This is a genomic window from Pseudopontixanthobacter vadosimaris (assembly GCF_012979275.1).
In the GTDB taxonomy this organism is placed as follows: domain Bacteria; phylum Pseudomonadota; class Alphaproteobacteria; order Sphingomonadales; family Sphingomonadaceae; genus Pseudopontixanthobacter; species Pseudopontixanthobacter vadosimaris.
Genome location: NZ_JABASZ010000014.1, coordinates 181658 through 201359 on the forward strand (window position 1 = coordinate 181658; position 19702 = coordinate 201359).

Annotated in this window: 16 protein-coding genes; 4 read left to right on the forward strand and 12 right to left on the reverse strand. The window is 63.6% G+C overall.

The annotated features are described in order from the left end of the window. The first annotated feature begins 21 nt into the window (after nucleotides 1-21). Complete coding sequence (locus tag HG250_RS03145) at nucleotides 22-792, forward strand: inositol monophosphatase family protein (protein ID WP_170003014.1); 771 nt, start codon at nucleotides 22-24, stop codon at nucleotides 790-792. A gap of 7 nt (nucleotides 793-799) precedes the next feature. Here the strand turns inward: HG250_RS03145 and trxA are convergent, their stop codons facing one another. From trxA to ahcY, 8 genes are all read right to left on the reverse strand, one after another. Then, the gene (gene trxA, locus HG250_RS03150) at nucleotides 800-1120 is read right to left on the reverse strand and encodes a thioredoxin (protein ID WP_170003016.1); all 321 of its coding nucleotides are present in this window, start codon (nucleotides 1118-1120) and stop codon (nucleotides 800-802) included. Nucleotides 1121-1171: 51 nt separating this feature from the next. After that, nucleotides 1172-4693, reverse strand: a complete 3522-nt coding sequence (addA, locus tag HG250_RS03155) for a double-strand break repair helicase AddA (protein ID WP_170002712.1) — start codon at nucleotides 4691-4693, stop codon at nucleotides 1172-1174. Further along, nucleotides 4690-7683 carry a double-strand break repair protein AddB gene (addB, locus tag HG250_RS03160; RefSeq protein ID WP_170002714.1) on the reverse strand — a complete coding sequence of 998 codons (2994 nt, stop codon included), beginning with the start codon at nucleotides 7681-7683 and terminating at the stop codon, nucleotides 4690-4692. Before addB ends, addA begins: the two co-directional genes overlap by 4 nt. Next, the gene (locus tag HG250_RS03165) at nucleotides 7676-8365 is read right to left on the reverse strand and encodes a nucleotidyltransferase family protein (RefSeq protein ID WP_170003018.1); all 690 of its coding nucleotides are present in this window, start codon (nucleotides 8363-8365) and stop codon (nucleotides 7676-7678) included. Before HG250_RS03165 ends, addB begins: the two co-directional genes overlap by 8 nt. A 35-nt stretch (nucleotides 8366-8400) precedes the next feature. Then, the gene (locus tag HG250_RS03170; RefSeq protein WP_170002716.1) at nucleotides 8401-9375 is read right to left on the reverse strand and encodes an aminoglycoside phosphotransferase family protein; all 975 of its coding nucleotides are present in this window, start codon (nucleotides 9373-9375) and stop codon (nucleotides 8401-8403) included. Further along, nucleotides 9372-9806 (reverse strand): tRNA (adenosine(37)-N6)-threonylcarbamoyltransferase complex ATPase subunit type 1 TsaE, encoded by a 435-nt coding sequence (gene tsaE / locus HG250_RS03175; RefSeq protein WP_170002718.1) that lies wholly within the window; start codon nucleotides 9804-9806, stop codon nucleotides 9372-9374. The genes HG250_RS03170 and tsaE overlap by 4 nt, the downstream gene beginning before the upstream one ends. Continuing rightward, nucleotides 9803-12157, reverse strand: coding sequence for a PAS domain-containing sensor histidine kinase (locus HG250_RS03180; protein ID WP_170002721.1), 2355 nt, complete (start codon nucleotides 12155-12157; stop codon nucleotides 9803-9805). The genes tsaE and HG250_RS03180 overlap by 4 nt, the downstream gene beginning before the upstream one ends. A gap of 166 nt (nucleotides 12158-12323) precedes the next feature. After that, entirely contained in the window at nucleotides 12324-13733 is a 1410-nt protein-coding gene (ahcY, locus tag HG250_RS03185; RefSeq protein ID WP_170002723.1) for an adenosylhomocysteinase, read from the reverse strand. A 196-nt stretch (nucleotides 13734-13929) separates the two neighbouring features. On the opposite strand from ahcY, the gene HG250_RS03190 reads away from it, so the two are divergent. Further along, nucleotides 13930-14409, forward strand: a complete 480-nt coding sequence (locus tag HG250_RS03190; protein WP_170002725.1) for a peroxiredoxin — start codon at nucleotides 13930-13932, stop codon at nucleotides 14407-14409. Nucleotides 14410-14507: 98 nt separating this feature from the next. Here HG250_RS03190 and HG250_RS03195 read toward each other — a convergent pair whose 3' ends face one another. The 4 genes from HG250_RS03195 to HG250_RS03210 all read right to left on the reverse strand — a co-directional run bounded on the left by HG250_RS03195 (nucleotide 14508) and on the right by HG250_RS03210 (nucleotide 17734). Next, nucleotides 14508-14951 (reverse strand): PA2169 family four-helix-bundle protein, encoded by a 444-nt coding sequence (locus HG250_RS03195; protein ID WP_170002727.1) that lies wholly within the window; start codon nucleotides 14949-14951, stop codon nucleotides 14508-14510. A 136-nt stretch (nucleotides 14952-15087) separates the two neighbouring features. Beyond that, a complete protein-coding gene (gene folE, locus HG250_RS03200) occupies nucleotides 15088-15696 on the reverse strand; it encodes a GTP cyclohydrolase I FolE (protein ID WP_170002729.1) in 609 nt (202 codons plus the stop codon). Beyond that, nucleotides 15693-17219, reverse strand: coding sequence for a phospholipase D-like domain-containing protein (locus tag HG250_RS03205; protein WP_170002731.1), 1527 nt, complete (start codon nucleotides 17217-17219; stop codon nucleotides 15693-15695). Before HG250_RS03205 ends, folE begins: the two co-directional genes overlap by 4 nt. A 23-nt stretch (nucleotides 17220-17242) precedes the next feature. Then, nucleotides 17243-17734, reverse strand: coding sequence for a hemerythrin domain-containing protein (locus HG250_RS03210; protein WP_170002733.1), 492 nt, complete (start codon nucleotides 17732-17734; stop codon nucleotides 17243-17245). A gap of 108 nt (nucleotides 17735-17842) precedes the next feature. On the opposite strand from HG250_RS03210, the gene HG250_RS03215 reads away from it, so the two are divergent. After that, nucleotides 17843-18244, forward strand: a complete 402-nt coding sequence (locus HG250_RS03215; RefSeq protein WP_170002735.1) for a metallopeptidase family protein — start codon at nucleotides 17843-17845, stop codon at nucleotides 18242-18244. Nucleotides 18245-18465: 221 nt separating this feature from the next. Then, entirely contained in the window at nucleotides 18466-19440 is a 975-nt protein-coding gene (locus HG250_RS03220; RefSeq protein WP_170002737.1) for a phosphatase PAP2 family protein, read from the forward strand. The last annotated feature ends 262 nt before the right edge of the window (nucleotides 19441-19702 follow it).

Here is a 19702-nt window from a genome sequence, read left to right on the forward strand (position 1 = left end):
GACCGCGAGATCCTGTCCCTGATGCGCCGCGCGTCGGAAGATGCGATCATGCCGCATTACCGCACCCTGTCCGCATCACAGATCGAGAACAAGGCCGCCGATGACGTGGTGACCGTGGCCGACCGTTCAGCGGAAGATCTGCTGTGCGAAGGGCTGGCTCGTTTGAATCCCGGCATCGCTATCGTGGGGGAAGAAAATGTCCATGCGAACCCGCAGGTGGCGGAGCTGCTGTCCGGCCCTTGCTGGATTGTCGATCCGCTGGACGGCACGAACAATTTTGCGAAAGGCAAGGCGCCTTTCGGAATCCTCATTGCACTGGCCGATGCGGGCGTGACGCAATCGGGCTGGATATACGATTGCATGACCGGCCGGTTCTGCGCCGCTCACCTTGGCCAGGGCGCTTACATCGGCGGTGAACGCGTGATGGCGCGAACAACGGGCGAAGTGCCGCCGGTCGCCGCCATTTCGCTGGTCTTTCTCGATGAGCAGCGCCGCGCCGCAATCAAGCGCGAAATCGCACCGCATTACCGGCTGGTTGACATTCCTCGCTGCGCGGCGGAGCAATATCCGCGGCTTGCGCTGGGCGAAAATGATGTGTCCATCTTCGAGAGAACATTGGCCTGGGACCATGCGGCCGGTTCGCTGTGGCTGAACGAGGCCGGCGGCAAGGTCGCCCGGCCCGACGGTTCGCCCTACCGCGTGGATGAATGGAAACGCCGCGGCCTGATCGGTGCGGCGTCCCCTGAACTGTGGCAGGCGATGGCGGACCTCTATCCGCCGGGAAACGCCTGACGGCAGCTTAGAGCTCGCCTTCGATCCAGCTTTTCAACTGGCTCTTGGGCGCGGCGCCAAGCTTTTGCGCCACCGGCTTGCCGCCCTTGAACAGCACCATCAGCGGGATCGACTGAACGCCGATCTGGCCCGGCACCTCGGTATTTTCCATGATGTCCATCTTGGCGATCTTCACCTTGTCGCCGAGTTCGTCGCTGATCTCTTCCAGCGACGGACCGATCATCTTGCATGGCCCGCACCATTCGGCCCAGAAATCCACCAGCACCGGCGTTTCGGAATCGAGTACGTCCGTCTGGAAGCTGGAATCGGTTACATTGACGGTGGCCATGGTAATCTCCTTGAATGGTTCATTATCGCCCATGTCGGGCGCGTCGTTCATCTATTCAACGGGCGAGGCGGCAAAGCTATCCTTGCCATCCTGCAAAGCTGCACCATTCCCTGCCAGCAGCGCGCCCGGCAGCACCATCAGTTGCGGCGTCTGCGTATAGAGAATCGCAGCGCGGATCCTGCGACCGGGATAGATTTGGCCAAGCGCCGCGACATAGGCGGCCATCTGGCGCATGTTGGCCGCCGGTATGGCTTCGATGGCAGCAGGCGGCCGCCGGGCTGTCTTGAAGTCGATGACGGTGACTTCATCCGCAGTCACCAGCAGCCGGTCGGCCACCCCGGCGATCACCTGGCCATCGACGGTCGCGGCAAGCGGAACCTCGGCCAGAGCACCGCCGGTAGCCGAAGGTGCGAAGATATCGGCAAAATCGGGATGCGCCAGCACCGCAATGGCGGACGAGACGATCTCCTCCTGCTCAGCCACCGAAAGATCGGCGGCCTGCCGCTGCACCCAGCGCCGTGCTGCATCTTCGCGCAGGGCAGGCTCCACCTCCGGCAGTCTCTCCAGCAGGCGGTGGATCGCTATTCCGCGACGCGCCGCAAAGGCTGCGACATCCGGTGGCAGGGGCGGATCGGCACCGGCCTCCTCGCCCGCCGATGACGGCGCCAGCGGACGCGGGGGACGCGGTTCGGGACCGATTGGCTGCACGGCCCAGTCCGGCATTTCAGGTGAGGTAATGGCAGCGGAGGTGGGCAGATCAGTCACCGGTTCCGCCAGTTTGCCCCATTCCAGACGCGATCCCCAGATATCGTCCTCTACAGGTTCGGGGTCTGCCAGGGGATAAAGCCGGGCATACCAGCTGTCTGCGGCAGGCTCCGTTTCGCGCTTGCCCAGCGCGCCGCCGATGAACAGGGCTTCCCCCGCCCGGGTCATGGCGACATAGAGCAGCCGCCAGTGTTCCTGCCGTTCGGCCAGTGCAGCGGCAGCCTCGGCCTCGGCGATGGGGCCGATCCGCTCATCGCTTTTCAGCGACGGCAGCGGCAGCGTCCGCCCGCCGCCGCCGGGCAGTTCTTCCGTCAACGTCAGTCCGCGTGTCGGTGAAGCGTCGGGATTGCCGGTCGCATCGGCAAGGATGACAATGGGTGCCTGCAAGCCCTTCGACCCATGCACCGTCATGACCCGGACCAGTCCGGTATTTTCCGCCGCATCGCGCTTCAATTCGCCCTCGCCCGAATCGAACCAGCGGATGAACCCCTGAAGGCTTGCCGTGTGGCTGGCGGTGTAATTCTGCGCCGCGTTCAGCAATTCATCGATCGGATCATTGGCTTCCCGCCCGAGGCGCGCCACCAGCCTGCGCCGTGCCTGCCATGGGCCGACGAGCATCCAGTGCAGAAGCGCCTGCGGCGGTTCGTAATCGGCAAGACGCAATATGTCTCGCAGGGAATCCGCAGTCGCGGCGACAAACGCATCGTCGCTGCGCCGCAGGTGATCCCAGAGCGGCACCTCATCCGGGCGGTAGCCATGCTCAAGCAATTGCTGCTGCGTCCATCCCATGAGAGGCGAGACGAGCAGATTGGCAAGGCTCAGATCGTCGAGCGGCTGGGCAGCAAAACGAATCGCCGCCATCAGATCCTTGACCGCCAGCGGCGCGCCGAGGCGCAGCCTGTCCACGCCCGCCACAGGAACACCGGCGGCATGAAGCCGCGCAACCACGAGTCCGGCAAGTTCGCGCCGCTTGCGGACCAGCACCATCACGTCGCCCGGCCCCGCATTGCGCCTGCCGCCCTTCACCAGCGGAAAACCGTGATCCATCCACTGCTTCACCTGCGCTGCAATGCGGTCGGCCATTCGTCTTTCGGGCTCGGAAACCCAGCCTTCCAGCCCGTCGCCCTCAACCTCGCCGCCGGTATCGCCGTGCTGCTCATCCTCGTCGGGCTGCGCCAGAACGGGCCGCCACAGGGTGACCAGCCCGGGCCGCTCGTCACCCCGATGTAATTCGGGCGGATCGGTCAGGCCGAAGTGCTCGTGTCCGATCGCGCCGATCGCCGCATCCACGAAATCGAGCACCGGCTGTGCCGTGCGATAGGATCGGCCGAGGCCGAGGTCCACCAGTTCTCGCGCAGGTATCGCCTGATCCAGGCCACCTGCATTGCGCGCCGCATCCGCCATGATCTGCGCGAAATGATGCTTTGCAGTCTCGAAGTTTTCCGGACTGGTGCCCTGGAAACGGAAGATCGCCTGCTTGTAATCGCCCACCACGAAGATCGTCCGCAGGATATCTTCGCGCTGGCCTGATCCGGTGAAGAAATCTTCGGTCAGGGCGCGGATGATGGACCATTGCGCTTCATTCGTGTCCTGCGCCTCGTCGATCAGGATGTGATCGAAACGCCGGTCCAGCTTGTAGCGGATCCAGTCGGCGATTTCGGACCGGGTCAGCAGGGCGGCGGCCCGGCGGATCTGGTCGTCGAAATCCATCAGCCCTTCGCGCGTCTTCGCCTCGTCCCAGGCGAGCGCGAAGCGGCGGCCGATTTCCAGCGCCGGTGCCAGCCAGTCGGCAAGCTCCATCAGCTTCGCGCGCGTTTGCACGATATCGAGCGCGGCCTTCAGCGCCTCGGCCGATGCGGCATATTGCGCGTCCTGCTTCTCCAGCGATTTGAGGCTGCGCACATCGCCGCTTTGCGTGAAGAACGCCTTGGCGAGATCGGCGCAGTGCGATGCTCGCTCAGCCGGTTCGGCGGCAAGCCAGTTCTGCCCGGCTTCCGCAGTGCCGCGCCCGGTCTTCGTTCCCCATGCCAGATTGGCCGCAATGCACTGGCGCAGTGCATCACACGCAAAGGTGTCGTCTTCGCAGAGCGCGGCCAGCTGGTCCGGCCCGCTGTCGCTGCCAAGACCCAGCAGCTGCAGCACCCGGCCGCGTAACGGTGCCGTCCACGCGCCGGTGCCGAACCAGACCTCCCGCGCTTCGGCGCAGCGCATCAGCCATGCCTTCGCCCCGTCGGCTCCCATCCGCAGGCTGAGCATGGCGAGCGCGTCGAGCATCGGGCGGTCGCCGTCACGCTCCGCCGTGACCAGCATATCGGCAAGCACCTGGTGAGACAGGATTTCGCGGTAACGATCCTCCATCGCGCTCGTCCCCGGCATCAGGCCCGCTTCTTCGGGAAAGGCGGCGAGCAGCCATTGCGCGAAGGCGTGGATCGTATCGATCCGCAGCCCGCCGCCCGGCGTGTCCAGCACCTGCGCGAACAGGGTGCGGGCATGTGCCTGCGTGTCCGCATCGACAGGCGCGCCGATCGCCTTCAGATGGGCGGCGAGGCCGACCGATTCCATCCGTACCCAGCTGGCCAGCACCGAATTGACCCGCGTCGCCATCTCGGCAGCGCCAGCCTTGGTGAAGGTGAGGCAGAGGATCTGGCCCGGATCGCCACCGGGGCGCAGCAGCAGGCGCAGCACCCTGGCGGACAGCACCTGCGTCTTGCCGGTTCCCGCCGAAGCGGACAGCCACACGCTGTCGCGCGGATCGACAGCCAGCGCCTGATTGCCCTGCAAGGCGTGAACTGCACCGCCGCCGCTCATTCCTCGCGCCCCATCCATTCGTCGAGCCGCATCAGCTGATCGTAAGTGGCGTAGGAGGGTGCATCGGGATTGAGGCGGGCGGTGAAACCTTCCTCGCCCAATATCCAGCGGTCCAGCGCATCATGCAGGAAATCCTCTGCCTGGGGCAGGAACTCACCCGGCGCGATACCGCTGCGCTTCGCGCCTTCCTTCAATGGCGTTGCGATATAGCCGAAGCCGGTTTCGCTGCGGTGGCTTTTGGCCAGCGACCAATATTCGAATTTTCGGGCCTCTCCGGTCAGGGCAGCGCCATTTTCAGGGGCGAAAGCACCCCGCTCCGCCATCAGGCCGATTGTCCCGAGTTGCAGCGCGTACCCTGCCTCGACCTCGCGCCCGGATGGCGGCCCGCCGGTTTTGTAATCGACGATGCCCAGAGCGCCGTCATCCATCCTGTCGATCCGGTCCACCTTGCCGAAAATCTCGACGCCCTTCACCATCATCGCGCCCCATGCCTCGAACAGTACCGGCTGGCGGCCGTCCATGGCGGCGATTTCCTGCTCCACCCATTCGAGCGCCTTCATCAGCCGCGGCTCCCACAAGGCCCGCATCAGGGGATGGGCATGCATCTGCTGCAGAACCCTGGCGGCGACGGTGGACATAGGTTCTCCGCTGCGGTGCCAGTTTTCCAGGATTTCGTGCGCCGCCGTCCCCCGCCATGCGGCCGAGGGTTCGGCATCCAGGCCATCCAGTTCCTTCAGACCGAGGATCGATCCGGCATAGAATTGATAGGGATCGGATCGTAACCGATCCAGAGCGGTGACGCTGATGCGCCGTTTTCGCTGTTCCGCCGAAGGCCGGGGCGATGGCCGCAGATAATGCGGCGCGGGCGGTGCGTCGTCGATTGCGCGGGCAAGCTCCGGCATGGCGTTTTCGCGGTGCCGCGGCAACAGATCCCGGCCGAGCAGCGCCTGTACCCGCAGCAGGAACCGCGACGGTATGGCCGGGCCGCCAAGGTCGCGCGCGCTTCGGCTAAGGACGACCTCGGGCGCGCCCAGTGCCCCGGCCAGATCGTGCGCAGACAGGCCGATACGGAAATCCGCACCGGGAACGCCGATGGCGCGCAGCACGCCCGGCGCAAGCAGAGCGTCCGTCTTCGCGGCAGCAGGCCAGGTGCCCTCGTTCAGCCCTGCACAGATGACCAGATCGGCCCGGCTCATCCGCGATTCCAGCAGGCCGTAGATCGCCACGCGCGAATGGCCGCCATAGGGCGGGCGAACGGCGATCTGTTCCATCGCATCGGACAGGACGGACGGCAATTCCCGTAATTCAAGAACCGTGCCGACATCTGCGGAATGCAGGCGCAGATCTTCCACGAAGGATGCCAGGGCGCGCCCATCCTCGCCCGCCCAGATCGCTTCACCGGCAAATGCCTCGGCCGCAGCAGCCAGCCTGTCGACCAGATCTGCCAGCGGTGTAGCCCCGGCATCGATCATCAGCGGCGCGAGGATTTCGGTGATCGCCGCCCACCATTCGAGAACTTGCGCCTCTTGTGCAACCGCCCGCAGCGGCTCGAGACCGGGCGCATGCCGGGGACCGCGCATCTTCATCTCGAAAGCGCGCGCATGGGCCAGCCAGGTGCCGCGCGGCATACCGGCATGGACGAGCGGATGTTCCAGCAGCGCGAGCAAGGGGATCGGCGCGGCCTGTTCCGCGGCGGTTTCCGCCAGCAGCAGGAACAGCCGGCCCGCAGCAGTCTGGGAAAGCGGGCGGCCCGCGCTGTCATCCGCCGTGATGTTCCAGCGGCGCAGATGGTGGACGATCCGGCGCGCAAGGCCCCTGTCGGGCGTCACCACGGCAACGCGGCGTTCCGGCTCTGCAATTGCCTGCCTGACGAGCAGTGCGACCGATTGCGCCTCTTCTTCAGGATTGGCGGTTTCCATGATCCGGACACCGGACAGGCGGCGGTCCTCGGAAGGCAGATCGATCCAGATCCGGCTCGCATCCGGGGGCAGGAACAGCGAGGAGATCGCCCTGCTGCGCGTCGGCGGAGCCGCGCCCACTCCTTTCCGATGCCACTGGCGAACCTCTGCGCGCGCGATGCCCATGCGGTTCAGCAGCAGCTTCAGATGATATTGCGGATGGGTGACCGCATCGCTGCGCTGAAACGGCGCATCGCCCGGCTGCCGCGGCGCGCCTGCCGTGCCCAGTTCTTCCCACACGGCCTGCTCCATCGCCAGGTCGAGATCCGGCAGGATAACGGCACCGTCCGGCAGATCGGCGACCACTCTCAGCAACCGCGCCAGGGCTGGTGACGCGCTGGTTATTCCGGCCGCGATGATGGGCGTGGACGGCGGCTGCGAACGCCACTGGCAGGCGGCATGGTCGAACAGGCGGTTGCGCCGGGCGGCGGCATCGAGTTCGCCGCGCTGCTGCAGTTCGGCCAGCCAGCGCGCCTGAACCCGCGCAAACAATCGCAGGCTGTTCTGCCAATGGTGGGACAGATCGCCCAGCAGATCGAGGACGCGGTCCTGTACCAGTTCTTCGGGGCCGATATCTTCCACCAGCAGCCGGTCCATCGTTCCGGCGACATCCTGCGCCAGCCGCAACAGCGCACTGCCGCGGGGCGCGTCCGCCCCCATCTCCTCCGCCAGCAGGCTGGCGAGCCGCAGCCAGCGCCGGGTCGGTTCGACCGCAGGCGGTATGTCACTGCCGCCCAGCGGGTCGAGCAGCGGACCGAGCGATTCATCGAGGTCGAGATCGCCCGCGACCACCATGCGCGGCATCAGCATCCCGCCTGCCCCGCCCGCACCGCCCCCAGTGGCCGCCTGACTGCCGGACAGGCGAATGAAGGCCTCGCTCATGGTACGCATCGCGCGCCCGCTGGGCAGCAGCAGGGTCAGCCGGGCAAGGCCGAGCTCCGGTTCGGAATAGCGCGGAAACAGGCCCGCAACCAACGCATCGGCAAATCCGCGATGCGCAGCAATGGAATAGATGGACGGACCGTCAGCCAAGGATCAGCGCATCCTCGGTCGGGCGGATCGCTTCCGGTGTGCCGACTTCGAACCACTGGCCGGTGAAGGCTGCGCCATGCAGCCGCCCTTCACCCAGCGCGCGGTCCCACAGCACATTGGTCGAGAACTTGCCGCCCGGCGCATCGCGCAGCAGGCGGTGCGAGACGATCTGTATGCCGGTGAAGATGAAGGGGGCGATCCGCCCGGGCGCTCGCCGCTGCAGCTGACCGCCCGCGTCCATGTGAAAATCGCCCGGTCCGCTGAAATTGATGGCTCGCTGATGCGGCACCAGCAGGAGCAGCGCATCCATTCGGCTTGCATCCCAGCAGGCGGAAAGATCGCGGAAAGCGTCGCGCGGCCCGTCGAGCCAGATATTGTCGGAATTGAGGGAGAAGAAAGGGTCGGGCAGATGCGGCAGGGCATGGACCATGCCGCCGCCGGTTTCCAGCAGCATCTCACGTTCGTCCGACACACGGATTTCAGGCGATGCCCGCTCTTTCAGATGAGCTTCCAGCACGTCGGCGAAATAATGCACGTTGACGATCGCCCTGGCGATGCCCGCCTCGGCGATGCGGTCCAGCGCATGGTCGATCAGCGGTTTGCCCGCAACCCGCACCATTGGCTTCGGCTGCGAGGCGGTGAGAGGACGCATCCGCCTGCCCAGCCCTGCCGCCATCACCATCGCGGTGTCAGATGCAAGGCCGTGGGTCTTCACCGTCACCGCAACTCCCCGCCGCTGTTATCGCGTATGTTGCGCGGGATGTTTTCATCGAACCAGGTTGCGACGGGTTGCAGTGCCGGATGAGCAAGGTCGCGCTCCATCGCCTCCCACACACGGGGAATATAGGCGAGGTAGCGCCCCTTGTCGTCGCGCTTCCACAGGCGCGCGAAGATGCCGATGATCTTCGCATTCCGCTGCGCGCCCAGCCGCGCGTAATCGGCGCTGAATTCCGGGTGCGGATCGGCCGCTGCCTGGTATCGATCCAGCATTTCCCGTTCGAGCGCCGGAGAGACATCGCGACGGGCATCCTGCAGAAGCGAGACGAGATCATAGGCCGGATGCCCGACCAGAGCGTCCTGGAAATCGATCAGCCCCTGCCCGCCGCCGGGTGGCAGCATGATGTTTTCCGCATGATAATCACGCAGCACGGTCACACCCGGCTGCTGGCGGTCGAGCAGAGGCTCCAGCACCTCCTGCCATGCGGCGTCCCAGCCGGGCCGATCGGTTTCCAGAGCCAGCAGCGGGCAGTACCAGTCGACGAACAGATCGACCTCGCGCCGGTACACCGCCAGGTCATAGGTGCCGAACCATCCGGCGGGTTTCCGGTGCAGGGTAACGAGCGTGTCGATCGCCTCGGCGTAGATCGCCTGCTCACGCGAAGGGTCGGCCTCCAGCGCCTCGCGCATGCGGACATCGCCGAAATCCTCGATCAGCACCCAGCCAGCAGCGGCATCCTGCGCCAGGATTTCAGGGGCATGCAGCCCCTCTCCGGTTAGATAGTGTGCGACATGCAAAAAGGGCGCTGCGTCTTCATGCGGCGGCGGGGCATGCATGAGCATCGCGCTATCGCTGCCGCGTGTCAGACGGAAATAACGCCGGAAACTGGCATCGCCGGCAAGCGGGAGGATCGCGGCATCCGCCCAGCCATTTGCAGCAAGGAAAAGGTCGAGTCCGTCGGGTAGGTCACTCATGGCAGGCGGGTTAGCCAATCAGGGCCTGCGCGGGCAATCGCAATCCGTCCCTCATCCGCAATTTCGAGGTGAATGGAAAGGCAGCCAGGTTCGCCCTCGAACCCGCCGGCCCGGTCCGGCCATTCGGCGATCAGCACTGCGCCCTGCCGGTAATCGTCCAGCCCCAGCTCCTCCACCTCGGCAGGGTCGTCCAACCGATAGAAATCTGCATGCACCACGGGCGGCTGCGTGTCGTAGCATTCGATTATGGTGAAGGTGGGCGAAGGCACTTCGCCTTCATGGCCCAGCGCCGCGATGATTTCGCGGGCCAGCGTCGTCTTGCCGGCTCCGAGGCCGCCGGTCAGCGCGACGACATCGCCCGCCCGCAGCTTGCGGGCAATCCGCTGGCCATACAGTCGCATGGCGAAAAGATCGGGGAGTTTACGGTTCATGGTAGCGTAATCGTCGCCGAAGTGCCCTCGCCCTTGGCGGAGACGATGTCGAGGGTGCCGCCATGCGCCTCCACCAACTGACGGGCGAGCGGTATGCCGAGACCCTGCCGGCGTTCCAGCGTGCCGTCCGGCGCCGTTCGCAGGCCGTCCATTGCCCGCGCCAACTCGCTCTTCGTCATGCCCGCGCCATTGTCCGAAATGACGATGCGGCACGTCCCGTTCCTGCGCGACAGATCGACCAGGATCTTGCCCCCCTCTTCCGTCGCGGCAATCGCATTGTCGAGGAGATGGCCGATGGCTTTGCCGAGCTGACGTGCATCGGCCTCGATTTTGGCCCCGGCCCCGCCCCGCAGATCCAGCGTCAATCCGCCAGCCTCGATCACATCGGCCCTCTGCCGCACGATATCGGTCACGAAGGGCAGAACCCGGACCTGTTCCTTGGAGATCGGCATCAGGCCCGCTTCGCTTTGCGACAGGTCGAGAACATTCTCCACCTGCTCCGTCAGGCGGCCGACGGATTTCACGATGGCATCCACATAATCGCGCCCCTGCTCCGACAGTTCGCCGGCCACACCCGCCTGCAGCAATTCGGCAAAGCCGCCGATGGAGGTCAGCGGCGTGCGGAATTCATAGGACATGTTGGCGAGAAAACGTGTCTTCACCTGGTCGGCCTGTTCCAGCGCCTGGTTCCTCTCGCGCAGGGCATTTTCCGCCATCTGGGCATCGGTTATGTCGAGGACGGTCAGCAGGCCGTTGCCATCGGGCAAGGGAACGCCCGCATATTCCAGGACCCGGCCATCGGTCAGGGCGACACGCCCCCCGGTACCCTTGCGGTCCAGCGTGGCCGCACGAATGGTCCGGCCGATGGCCTGCACATTGCCCGCATCGTCGAGGCGCGGAGTGATCGCGTCGAGAATATCCTCGGCCGAAGGGTGGCTGTCGAGGAAATCTGCCGGTAGGCCCCAGCTGCGAGCGAAGCTGCGGTTCCAGATCTGCACCCTGCCATCGGGTGCGAATACGGCCAGCGATTCGAACAGGCTGTCCAGAGTAGCGGTTCGCGTCCGCAGCAGGGTGTCGCGCGTTGCGGCCAGGGACAGCTGCTCCGTCCGGTCTTCGGCGATCAGCACCAGCCCGCCATCCGGCATGGGCTGGGCGACAATTCGCAGATGCGTTCCGCCGGGCAGCGGCCACGCCTCTTCCTGCGTTTCGCCGGCGGCAAACCATTCGGCATGTTCGGCGCGCCATGCCGGGAAGTCGCGCACTTCAGGCGTGCGGCCCTGTTCGCGCGCATCGGTAAGTAACCGTTCGAATGTCTTGCCGCCGGCGACCGCCCCGGTCGCAATGGCAAAGATGCGGCGAAAGGGCTGATTGGCCGAGATGATGCGGCGCTGTCCATCAAACTGGGCGACACCGACCGACAATTGATCCAGCATCTGCCGCTGCGCTTCTCGCAGGGCGCGGAAGGCGCGTTTCTGTTCCTCCAGTTCCTCCATGTCGATGGCGTATCCGGCAACCCCTTCAGCCCCAAGCGGAAGGTCGCTTACCTTCAGGGTCCGACGCTCGCCATCTATGGTCGTCGCGACCACCCGTTCCAGCAGAGCGCCCTGCTCCGCCGCTTGCTGCGCGTGTTGTGCGGCGGTGCGGCCATCGGTGGTTTCGATCAATTCGATCTGGCTCGCGATGACCTCGGCCACCGAGGCAGCGCCGACTGCCTTGACGTAAGCGGCATTGACGAGTTTCAGCCGGCAGTCGGAAGACCGAAACCACATCGGCATGGGGGCTGCCTCGATCAAACCGGACAGAGCGATAAAATCCTGCCGCGCCTGCACCGCTTCCGTACGCAGCCGCGTCAATTCGCTCTCGCTTTCACTGAAATCGAAGATCCACACCATCGCCGCGCCGCCCGGCCACACCTGTGCATCCGCCAAAGACCCGCGCAGGGCCAGACTGCGGTTCGACGCGGGCAGCGTCAGGGCCATGCGGAACGGCGCAGCGGTCTTCTGCGTCTTGCGGACGTTGCGCGTCAGCTCCTCCAGTTGCGGAACCGACAAACCGCCGCCGCGCTTGCCCGCCGCCGCGCCGCCGTCGAGGTCCGACAGATAGCGCGGCACATCGGCCAGCCCCAGCCAGCGCGCCAGCCGGTCGGGTGCCTCGATCCTGCCGTCGGCCCGGATCAGCAGCGGAATGGCGGGCGCTTCATCGATGAGCCGGGTCAGCCGCCGGGCGGCCTTGCGGCTCGTCTCGGCCTTGCGGGCACGGGTCGCCGATGCGATCATCATCCATGCCGCAGCAGCCGTCCATGCTGCCATGAGCAGGCCGATGAACGCCAGCGCGGTAGGGGTCAGTTCCATGCAACCATCCGCTATGACGCCCGCGGCCCAGATGCAATGGCGCGGGCGCGACAGGTGACCGGCAAATCCCCCGCCAATATGAACAGGGGCCGCCGATCATTCGTTCAGGATCATCGGCGGATCCGTTCAGGTCAGGCGGCGCGGGCAGCAGGACCGCTACGCCCCCTCAGTAGCGGTAATGCTCGGGCTTGTAGGGGCCTTCCACCGGCACTCCGATGTAATCCGCCTGTTCCTGGCTCAGCTTCGTCAGCTTCACGCCCAGCTTGTCGAGATGCAGCGCGGCCACCTTCTCGTCCAGATGCTTTGGCAGGACATAGACGTCGTTCTTGTAGGCATCGCCATTCTTGTAGAGTTCGATCTGCGCCAGCACCTGGTTGGTGAAGGAACAGCTCATCACGAAGCTGGGGTGACCTGTCGCGCAGGCGAGGTTCACCAGGCGGCCCTTGGCCAGGATGATGATTTCCTTGCCATCGGGAAATTTGACGAGATCGGTGCCGGGCTTCAGCTCTGTCCATTCGTAATTGTCGAGCGCCGAGATCTGGATCTCGGAATCGAAGTGACCGATGTTGCAGACGATGCTCATCGGCTTCATCGCCTTCATGTGCTCGGCCGTGATGACATCTTCATTGCCGGTCGTCGTCACGAAGATGTCGGCGCGGCCCACCGCGTCTTCCATCGTCACGACCTCGTAGCCCTCCATCGCCGCCTGCAACGCGCAGATCGGATCGATTTCGGTGACCATGACGCGCGCGCCGCCGTTGCGAAGGCTGTCGGCGCTGCCCTTGCCGACATCGCCGAAACCGGCGACGCAGGCAACCTTGCCCGACAGCATGACGTCGGTTGCACGGCGGATGGCATCCACCAACGATTCGCGGCAGCCATACAGATTGTCGAATTTCGACTTGGTGACGCTGTCGTTCACATTGATGGCGGGGAATGGCAGTTTGCCGTTCTTCGCCAGCGCATAGAGCCGGTGCACGCCCGTCGTGGTTTCTTCCGAAACGCCGACGATATTCTCGACCGATCTGGTCAGATAACCTGGCTTGGCCTTGATATAGGCCTTCAGCGCGCGCTGCATTTCGATCTCTTCGGCATTCTGCGGTTCGGGCATTTCCTCGCCCGCTTCGAGCCGCGCACCCCACAGGGCGAACATGGTGGCATCGCCGCCATCGTCGAGGATGATGTTCGCGGTGAGGTCGGCATCGTCATCGCTCGACCAGTCGAAGATGCGGCCGACATAGTCCCAATATTCGGCAAGCGATTCGCCTTTCACGGCGAACACCGGCACGCCGCTGTCGGCGATGGCGGCCGCAGCGTGATCCTGCGTCGAAAAGATGTTGCAGGTGGCCCAGCGCACATCGGCCCCAAGGGCGGTCAAGGTCTGGATCAGAACGGCGGTCTGGATGGTCATGTGAAGGCTGCCAGTGATGCGGGCACCCTTCAGCGGCTGGCTTTCGCCATATTCCTCGCGAAGCGACATCAGCCCCGGCATTTCGGTTTCGGCGATCGCGATTTCCGCACGCCCGTAACTGGCGAGGCTGATATCCTTGATAATATAGTCGTTAGTGTCAGCCAAAACCGGCTCCTGTCGTTTGAAAATGAAGAATGGCTCGAGGCAGGCCGCGCTTGCGTCGGCCGTGTTGTTGCAGCGCCCTTACCACTCCTGCATTCATTGGCAAACTGCGCCGGAGGGATTTGCCCGGCGCGGCTTGTCCGGCTTCCGTCCGTCCCTATCTGCAACCCCACCGACATCTGAAGAAGGAGCGAATTGCATGACGATTTCCGTAGGCGACACTATCCCGCAGGCAACCCTGGTCAAGGCGACGGCAGACGGACCGGACAAGATCGAGGCAAAAGATTTTTTCGCGGGCAAGAAGGTCGCGATCTTTTCCGTTCCCGGCGCTTATACGCCGACCTGTTCGGCCAAGCATCTGCCCGGCTTCGTCGAGAAGGCGGATGAACTGAAGGCCAAGGGCATCGACGAGATCGCCTGCACCGCGGTGAACGACGCTTTCGTCATGGCGGCCTGGGCAAAGGACAATGGTGCCTCGGACATTACCATGCTCGCCGACGGCAATGGCGAATTCGCCGAGAAGCTGGGCCTGACGATGGATGGCAGCGGCTTCGGCATGGGCAAGCGTGGCCAGCGTTTCTCGATGGTGGTCGATGACGGCAAGGTTACCCAGCTGAACGTCGAACAGCCCGGCGACTTCTCGGTCAGTTCGGCCGACCACCTGCTGGGCCAGCTTTGATCCGGTAGGTTACCGCAGGGCCAAGCAAGACGGCCCTGGATGCGAGAGGGGTGCCGCCTGCTTCCAGACGGCACCCCTTCATCGTTCGGCCCAGCGATTCAGCCCATGGCGTGCTTCATGGCACTGACCTTGTCATGACCGGCCTTGATCGAAGTATAGGCTTCTTCAATCACGCTGCGGGTCGCGGGCGACAAATCACTGTCCTTCAAGGCATCTTCATATTTTGCCTTGATGAAGTCTTCGCCCCGCTCGACTTCCTCGACCACCGCCTTTTCCTCCGTGCCCATGATCGCCTGTTTCAGGTTCATGAACCCGCGATGGGCGGCGGCAGAGGCGCTGCTGTCGTCCTGCGGATCGCCGCCGAGCGATGCCACATGCGACTGCAGCCGCGTTGCGACGGCGCTGCGCTGATCGGCCATTTCGCAGAAGAAAGCGGCGTTGGCCGTCTTGCTGTCCTCGGACGCTTCGCGATAGCCCTTCATGCTGTCGAGAGTGGTTTTGATGAGACCGTTCGTGGTGGAGATATCGTCCTTGATCGCCATGTTCTATCGTTTTCCTGTATGATGTTAGTTGTAACCATACAGTGGACATCGCATCGGAAAGTTTCGTGAAGTCGCGCCTTCTTCGCCGGACGGCCTGGATACTGCGACAGCCTGATTCTCCCGAAGCCTCGGCCGATCAGTACCCCATGAGGCTGAGCACTTCCTTGCGGCTGCGGTCGTCCTCCCGAAATACGCCCATGACCTGGCTGGTCACCATCGTGACACCCGGCGTGCGTACACCGCGCGCGGTCATGCAGGCATGACTCGCTTCGATCACCACCGCAACGCCGCGCGGCTTCAGATGGTCGTCGATACAGCCTGCGACCTCGGCGGTGAGCCGCTCCTGTATCTGCAACCGGCGCGCATAACCATGCAGCACGCGGGCAAGTTTGGAAATTCCGACCACGCGATCACGCGGCAGATAGGCGATGGCAGCCTTGCCGATGATTGGCGCCATGTGATGTTCGCAATGCGACTGGAACGGGATATCCTTCAGGAGGACGATCTCGTCGTAACCGCCCACCTCCTCGAAAACCCGGGACAGGTGGATGGATGGATCCTCGCCATAGCCGAGGCAATATTCCTTCCAGGCCCGCGCCACTCGCTTGGGGGTGTCGAGCAGTCCTTCGCGTGACGGATCGTCGCCTGCCCAGGCGATCAATTTGCGGACAGCGTCCTGCACGTCTTCGGGCACCGGAGGCTTGCCTGCCTCCCGGTCTTCATCGGGTCCGACAAGGCTGCTCATTTCTTCCTCCGTGAAATTTTCTTCCGGGCGCGTTCCAGGCGACTCCCTTCGCGGATCAGCCCCCCGTTTGCATAGGGTTCGAACATGTCTTCAGGGCGTTCCGGGTCGAGCAGGCCCGATTCGGCAAGCCTCTCCTCCAGCTCGTTCAGGTCGGGCATTTCATAGGGGCGCAGGGAACGCGCCCGTGCCGTGCCCACCGCCCTGATGGTCGCCGCCATGGAACCGTGATCGTCCAGCATCGGGCCGATCTCGTCCTCGCCGACACCCAGATGTTCCGCCAGCAGCGAAAGCCGCAATCCGCGCACTGCAGCGCAGTGCTTCTCATTGCCCGGTCGCTGGCAGTCGATGAACACGTCGCATTCGCTGTCGAGGCCAAGCGAACGGTTGTTGAGATTGGCCGATCCGATTCGCAGGATCTCGTCATCGACGATCATGATCTTGGCATGGACATAGATCGGCGTTGCACCGGTGAAAGGCATCCACAAGGAAAACCGCTTCCTGTGGTCAACCTCGTGCAAACCCTGCACCAACTTCGCGCGGGCATGGTCCATCGCCTGCTGTTCCAGCCAGCCATCGGCATTTTGCGGATGCACGATAACGATTTCGGGCGGATCGTCTTCTTCCAGCCTCGCCATGATCGCTTCGGCCACAACCCGTGAGGCGAAATACTGGCTTTCCGCATAAATGAACTTTTTCGCGCGCTTGATATGCCGCACGAACAACTCGCTGATCTCGGCGACCTGTTCCCAATCGCGGTGCTTCGCCCGTGTGCGCGCGATGCCGATTTCCACATCCTGAAAACTGACTTCCAGACTGTCCGGCCAGAGCGACGCTCCCCCATTCTCGATCGCTTGCAGCGGCTTCCCGCCCGCCCTGATCCAGCGATCGCGGCCAAGTTCCGACAGGGCGGAGGCGGCGGGGCCTTCCAGCATCATGGTTGCGTCATGCCATGGACCGTACAGCGCCCCACGCGGCCGCTTGCGTCGCGTGTCGTTCTCGATATGCGCCCGCGTGTCCCAACGGTGCGTGGTCATGTCGATGCCGCCGCAAACCGCCAGCCGGTCGTCAAGGATGACCAGCTTCTGGTGATGGCTGCATCCGACCGGATGCGCGGTATCGAATTTGAAGTCGATCTGGCGATTGGGAAACCAGCGCATCAGATCCATCGTCATGGATCCGCGGGAGAACAGCTGAAAGACGCCGACACTCCATTTCAGAATCCGGATTTCGAGATCTTTATTATGCCGCGCGAGCCAGAGGACGAAACTGCCGAGCCGGGAAGGATGTTTGCGCTGAAAGCCCTTCTGCCACCAGCGACGCCCCTGCGCCAGATGGATGCGGGTATCGAAATCCCAGCCGATCAGAAGAATACGCTGCCGCGTCTTCAGCATCACGTCCTGCATCAACGAAAAATAATCCGCAGCATCGATGATGACGCTGGCCTTTTCCGCGCGTTCGTATCGCCAGACGCCCGGCTCGACGCTGTCGTCCAGCCGGGATGTGTTCTTCGCTTTCTCACTCATGCGACTTGCCCGTAGGGCAAAACTCACTCCTTGGCATCTTCCTTCTTTTCAGGAGTCACTTCGGCGGATGCACGTTCGGCTTCCTTGCGCCGGTCAAACACGGCCCGCATGTGCTGTTCATCCTCGGACGTCAGGTGCTTTTCGAAATCCGGAAAATGATCTTCCTCTTCCTCGTTGATGTGGTGGCGATAATCGTGATCCAGCTGCCTGAACTTCTCCATCCATTCGTCGGATGACATATCGGTCGCGGCCAGATCGTTCAGCGCCTCGTCCAACTCGTGGTGTTCTGCCACCGAATGGCGGGTTTCATCCGTCGTCGGCGGCTTGCGGAGCATGGTGGAATAAAGCGCCTGCTCCTCCGCCGCCGCATGACTTTTCACCTCCTTGGTAAATTCCTCCAGCAGGGTCTTGCGCCGGTCCGTCTCGCCCTTGGTGCCCGCCATCTTGTCGAGCAGATCGCGATGGCGATCATGATCCTGTTTCAGGCGATCGAAGATGTCGGTGCTGTCGGTCATTCTGGACGTTTCCTTGTTGCTTGCATTCACAACCCGCCGGCGCAGGGGCAGTTCCGCGGCGTGGGCAGATGCTCTGGCATGGCGGCAGGCAGCGCTTATATGTCCCGGATGGACAATCAACCGACCGCTTTGCCGGACATCGCGCAGATGCAGGCCATGGCCGAACGCTCCCTCGCCAGATTACCCGCCCGCTTTCGCGAGCATCTTACCGATATCGTCCTCCGGGTCGCCGATTTCGCCACGCCGGAGCAGCTCGGTGCGGTGGAGATCGACGATCGCTGGCACCTGTTTGGCCTTTACGAAGGGCGACCGCTGCCCGACAAATCGGTGTGGGACCATTCCGACATGCCGCCGGCCATCACCCTCTTTCGCAAACCGTTGCTGCGTGAATGGCAGGAAACCGGCGTCGACCTGGAGCACCTGGTCCATCACGTGGTCGTGCATGAGGCCGGGCATCATTTCGGCTTCTCGGACGATGACATGCACCAGCTGGAGGATGAGGCCGATTGATCGCGACTGCCCTGAAGAAGCGCGGGATTAGCAACCGAATTGACTTCTTCTTAACTACGATGCGCTAGCCGCAGTTCGAGAAGGCGAGGCGTGCGATGAAGCGGATCTACTACCAACTTCAGCCCGCCCTCCCTGCTGCCGGCAGCAACCCGCAACTTCCCGTATATGCGTGCTTTCTTTTCATCCTCGCAATCAGCGCAATCTTGCTGTCGCGCTATGGGATGCCGTTTCCGGTCTCCTCGATAATCACCAATCTGGATATCTATCTCAAGGGTTTCCTGCTGTTCGTGATCTGCGATTTCAGCTATCTGCTTTACAGAAACCGCCCGACAAGCCCTGCGGCTTTCATCTGGAGCAGATATTCCGACCCGGTCATGCTGGAGCTGTTCGTTGCAAGGCTCCCCCTGCTCCTACTGTATATCGCATTTCTCCCGCTGTTCGCATTGCTGAAACCGCTGATACCGCTGCTCAACCCCTATGACTGGGATCCTGTTCTGATCCAGTGGGACCGGGCAATTTTCGGAACGGATCCCTGGCGCCTGCTGCAACCGATAGTGGGTTTTCCGATCGTCACCGCAGCACTGGCCGTCATCTATCACGCGTGGTTCGGGCTGATCTATCCCGGCGCACTGATCTTCCTGTATGTCAGGCGGACCGAGGGCATCCGCAGACAATATCTGCTCGCCTTCATGCTGACGTGGTTCGTCGGCGGGTTTCTTCTCGCCAGCGGCATGGCCAGCGTCGGGCCATGCTTCCTCGAAGCTGTGACCGGTGATCCGCGCTTCTCGGAACAGATGGCTTATCTGAATGCGGCGGACGAACAGATACCGGTCGTGGTGCTGCATGTTCAGGAGATCCTGCTCAAGACCTATCTCGCGAACGGACCGGGTTCAGGGGCCGGCATAACGGCCATGCCGTCCATGCATGTCGCGATCGCCTTCCTGTTCTGGCTGGCGATACGGCGCGTGTCGCGAAACGCCGGACATTGGTTCTTCGCCCTGTTCGTCACCATCTGGATCGCCTCGGTCCACCTGGCGTATCATTATGCCGTGGACGGCCTCGTATCGGTAATCCTGGTCACCGTCCTCTGGCGGGTGTCGCACATCGTGATAGCGCGCTGGGATTTGCATCTCGCCGCGCGCGCGGACCGTCCCGCAACGGTGCCGCCATCCGGAGCGCTGTTCACGGATTTGTGACATGCAACGCAGGCTTCCGTTGGTCGAGGCGCTCCTGTCGCGCGTCGTCATCACCATTGCCCAACTGGTGGCGGCAGCAGCCAGCCTGACCTTCATTCGGCGCTAGGCGAAGCAGAAATTTCCGGAACGCTTCCCTGATGATCTGCGACCGTTTCATCAGCGCCTTGTCCCTTACGCCGCGCCAGGCTTCGATCTCGATCTTACCGGCCAGCACTCCCCGCCGGCGCAACGCGGCAAGGAGCAGTAGTACGCACGGTTTGCT